The organism is Acinetobacter sp. B-6, from assembly GCF_056930735.1.
In genome coordinates, this window is record NZ_JBXPBY010000032.1 from 1 (window position 1) to 4,395 (window position 4,395).

A 4,395-nucleotide genomic window follows, 5' to 3' on the forward strand; every position below is an offset into this window, starting at 1 on the left:
CGAATATCAACAGTAGCCACCATACCCGGCGTAATCGAAAAAGATTTACCTGCCTTATTCACCAGTTTATCTTTATTGGTTCGAATATAGACGCGATAGTAAAACTGATCTTGTTTCACCTCATCACGAATGGTATCGGGTGAAATCACCGTCACTTTACCCTCCAAACCACCATAAATAGAATAGTCATAGGCCGTGATTTTCACTAAAGCCGGCTGCCCCGGATGAATAAATGCAATATCTCGTGGGGAAATTCGTGCTTCAATCAATAACTGCTCATCAATCGGAACAATGGTCATCAACTTGCCATTTTGCGGTACCACCCCACCAATCGTGGTTACGGCAATTTCTTTGACCACACCACGGACAGGCGCTTTAAAGGTGGAACGTTTGACCGAATCATTTCGACCTGCCACGATTTGCTGTAACGATTGAATATCTGCATTGGCTTTCGCCAACTCTTCGCGTGACTTTACATAGTAGTCATTACGCTTGTCATTGATCTGATTTTCAAAGTTATTGATATCTCTTTTTAGACGTAATACTTCAACTTCAGATGCCGCACCTTTGGCAACCAATGGTTGAGTCATTTGTAATTCATTTTGCACCAAAGCCAAGGCATGTTTTAACCCCGTGATGGACTCATCCAAATTGGCACGACGAGAGGTATACAGTGCCGTTTCCTCTCGAACCAAGGCTGGTACTGCCAATACATCTTTAGGGAAGCGTAGCGGTGTACCATTCACTTCCGCCTCTAAACGTGCAGCAGTGGCTTGGGTTGCCAGTAATTTAGTCTGGCTTTCTCCGACTTGTGACTCAAATCGAGTGGGGTCAATCTGAGCAAGGGTTTGTCCTTTTTGTACAATATCACCTTCTTTGACAGCCAAACTGGTGAGCACCCCACCATCTAAGGATTGAATGATTTGCTCTTTGGACGAAGGAATTACTTTACCTGTGCCCGTTGAAACTTCTTCCAATTTAAAAACGCATGCCCAAATCAAGAATGCCAATAAGCCCACTGCCACGATCCAAATAATAAAACTGGATTTAGGCAAGGGCGGTTCTGAAAACTTGAGTGCTGAGGGATTGCTAGGACGCTTGAGCAGATCGCTCGTCTCACGATCCTGGGAGTCAACAGCTGTCGTGCTTTGCAGTTCAATCTTTTGCGGATTTTGTTCTTGGCTCATGCTGAAGCACCTCCCGCATTCGGTTGATGTTGAGGATTTAAAATGGCATCTCGTGGTCCATCTTTAATGATCTTTCCTTCATGTACCACAATAATCCGATCCACCAGTTGCAAAACAGCAGGGCGATGGGTGGCCACCACCAAAGTGCGATGACCCAGCCATTGTTTAAGATGTTGAATCAAGACTTTTTCAGAAACATCATCAATCGAGGCGGTGGGTTCATCCAACAACACAATATTCGGATTTCTCAACAGCAACCGAGTCAGCAACAGCGCTTGTTTTTGTCCGCCTGAAAAGCCCACACCTCCCTCAAGGATGGTATGGTCCAAGCCTTCTTTTTTCTGCTCTACGATTTCCAGTGCATTGGTGATTTGCAAAGCACGCACAATTTCTTCATCGGTTGCCAAGGGTGCACCCAAGGTTAAGTTTTCTCGGATGGTCCCAAAGAATAAATGGGCATTTTGATTGAGCAGTGCCATATCTCGGCGAATATCATCAGGATCAAGCAAGGATTGATCGACACCATCCAGACTAATTTTGCCCTGTACAGGCAGTTGCATCCCGGCAAGTAATTGTAAAAGGCTCGATTTTCCTGCGCCATTGCGTCCCAGAATCGCCACCTTTTCTCCGACCGCAATTTTGAGTTGTGGAATGACTAAGGTCGGACGTGGATCATCTTCGGTATATTTAAACACCACCCCTTTAAAATCATAATCCCCTAACAGCACTTTACGCTGAATCAATTGAGCACGCTCAGGGCGGTCAACCGGTTTTTGCATCAACTCATCTAAACCATTCTTTGCCACTTTGGCTTGTTGCCAACGTCCAAGCACACCCGTCACTTGAGAAATAGGTGCCAACATCCGTGAAGAGAGAATCGAACATGCCACCAAGGCACCTGTAGTCATGTCACCTTTCATCACTGCAAAACAACCCACCAACACCACAATGGCATAGGTCAAGCCTTGGATCTTCTGTGTCCATGCATTTAACCAACCGACAATTTTTCGTTGACGCATGCTGACATCTGCTGAGACTTCATTCATGTGATTCCATTGATTTTGGAATCGGGCTTCAGCACGCAGTAGTTTGATATCTTCAATGCCTTGCACCGCTTCAACCAAAATCGCATTACGAATTGCCGATTCACGCATACCTTCAGTCGCCAATTGTGCCAATTTCTTTTGTACCAAAAAGCCTGGAACAATCATCAACGGTACCACCAGCAACATCACCCAGAAAATGTTGCCTCCAATCATCCAAAAAATCACCAAGAATAGGAAGAAAAAAGGAAGGTCGGCAATTGCACTGATGGTGGTTGAGGTGACCAATTCACGGACCCCTTCTAGTTCGCGAATCTGCGAAATAAAAGAGCCTGTTGAACGTGCTCGGTCTTTATTGCGAATGCGCAGTGCATGACCAAATACCCGATCTGAAATCTTTAAGTCGGCACGTTTACCGATAATATCGGATAAATAGACCCGTGCAATTCGCAGAATAAATTCAAAGATTGCGGCGATCAGTACGCCACCTGCAAGCACCCACAAGGTCGGAATGGATTGAGACGGCACCACACGGTCATAAACTTGCATCGAGAAGATAATGGTCGCCAATGCCAAAATATTGGCAATCATTGAAGCTACCATGATGTCGGTATAGCGTTTCCAGTCTTTTAAAACAATGTCCCAGAACCAGCTTTTTTCATAAGGCTTAATGTATTCGTCAACACGTGCATCCGGTACAGAGGTTTCGGGTCTAAATATATAGACGCGCTTGGCATGGGCTTGTAGTTGCTGCACACTGAAGCTTTGTGATAGCCCTTGATCACCACTGAGTTGTAGGCTGACATTTCCAGCAGCATCTACTTTTTCAATCACCGCCACCTGACCATCATTCAGCTCAACCACCACTGGCAAGCGCCATGGATTGAGAACATCCGTGCTAAAGTCAGCTTGACGTATATTTAAGCCGACTTGACGGGTAATCAGTGCCAGCATGTCATCAAGATTGTGATATTTATTCCAATCCAGTTGCAGACGAATTTGTTCTTCTGAGGGTTGAATACGATAATGTTGTGCAACCGCGATAATGGCTTGTAACCAGGGTTGGTAATTTAATCTATTATTATTCATGGCTGAACTTCAAACCCCTGAATTTGAATATTATTTAAATGATAAGCATGTCTACTCTTTCCGGTTACATTGATAAATAATGCAATCGTGTCATAGATATCAAATCGTGCTGCTTCTCTTTCAATCCTTGAACTTTGGTACGATTGTTCTGAACTGAGTAAATCTAAAATCGAACGTTTGCCGAGTTTGTATTGTTCTTCATACAGCTCTCGGGTTTTGGCGGTTGAGCGTTCTCGGTCCATCAATACCCAAATTTGCTTATCGGTGTTTTCAATACTTTCACGGGCAATCTGGGCTTGATCCATAATATTGAGATAGGTGGCATTCAGCTTGGCACGTGCCGCTTGTTCAGCATAATTTGCTGCTTTAACCTGTGAACCCACTGCACCGCCTTGATAGAAATTACTCGACATCTGTACCCCAATCGAACTGTCGGTATCATTCTCAATCCCTGTATTGGGATTTTGCCCATTCAATGCTTTGGTCACCGCACCCACCAAAGAAATGGTCGGATAGACACTCAGTTGAGTTTGTTTCTTTTGGCTTTGTGCCACATCAATTTCAGCCTTTGCGGCAATCATACTGGGGATGGTATTGACTTCGGGGTCGTCATATAGCCCTGATTGCTTGACGAATTCATCAGGAATATTGAACTCAATTTGACTGACATCAAAACCCAATAAGGTGCGTAACTTTTGTTCTTGCTGTTTAAGAAAATTCTGCTGGGTAATCAGGTAGGAACGAGAATATTCAACATAACTTTGCGCTTGCACAGGGTCTGCATGACTGCTGATGCCTGCTTCGGCTCTTAAACGTGCAATCTCATGTAAGCGACTGACCCCATTAAATTGATCTTGGGCGATTTTTATAATATTACGATATCTCAATAAACCTAAAATATCTCGAGCCGTCTGGGTAGAGATTTCATCAATACTGATCAAGACATTGGCTTGTTCAACCGCCAATTTATTTTGTTGTGTGGTGACACTGCTTTTGACTTTGCCAAAATCATAGAGCAATTGATTGGCTTCAACAGAATATAACTGCCGCCCTTTATCATTTGAGGTGAAGTCACC

General features: G+C 44.2%; 3 protein-coding genes. All 3 read right to left on the minus strand.

The features are described from left to right. Positions 1 to 1,187 (minus strand): beta-barrel domain-containing protein (locus AC1Z3T_RS21005; protein ID WP_483396971.1); only part of this gene is annotated, 1,187 nt, incomplete at its 3' end. Continuing rightward, on the minus strand, positions 1,184 to 3,319 hold the full coding sequence (locus AC1Z3T_RS21010; protein ID WP_100885867.1) for a type I secretion system permease/ATPase: 2,136 nt from the start codon (positions 3,317 to 3,319) through the stop codon (positions 1,184 to 1,186). The genes AC1Z3T_RS21010 and AC1Z3T_RS21005, both read right to left, overlap by 4 nt. Then, positions 3,316 to 4,395, minus strand: a 1,080-nt coding sequence (locus AC1Z3T_RS21015) for a TolC family protein (RefSeq protein WP_483396974.1), incomplete at its 5' end; no start/stop codon positions are given. The genes AC1Z3T_RS21010 and AC1Z3T_RS21015, both read right to left, overlap by 4 nt.

Excerpts from the sequence above, each read along its gene's own strand:
- AC1Z3T_RS21010 (WP_100885867.1), bottom strand. The coding sequence starts at position 3,319 with ATGAATAATAATAGATTAAATTACCAACCCTGGTTACAAGCCATTATC.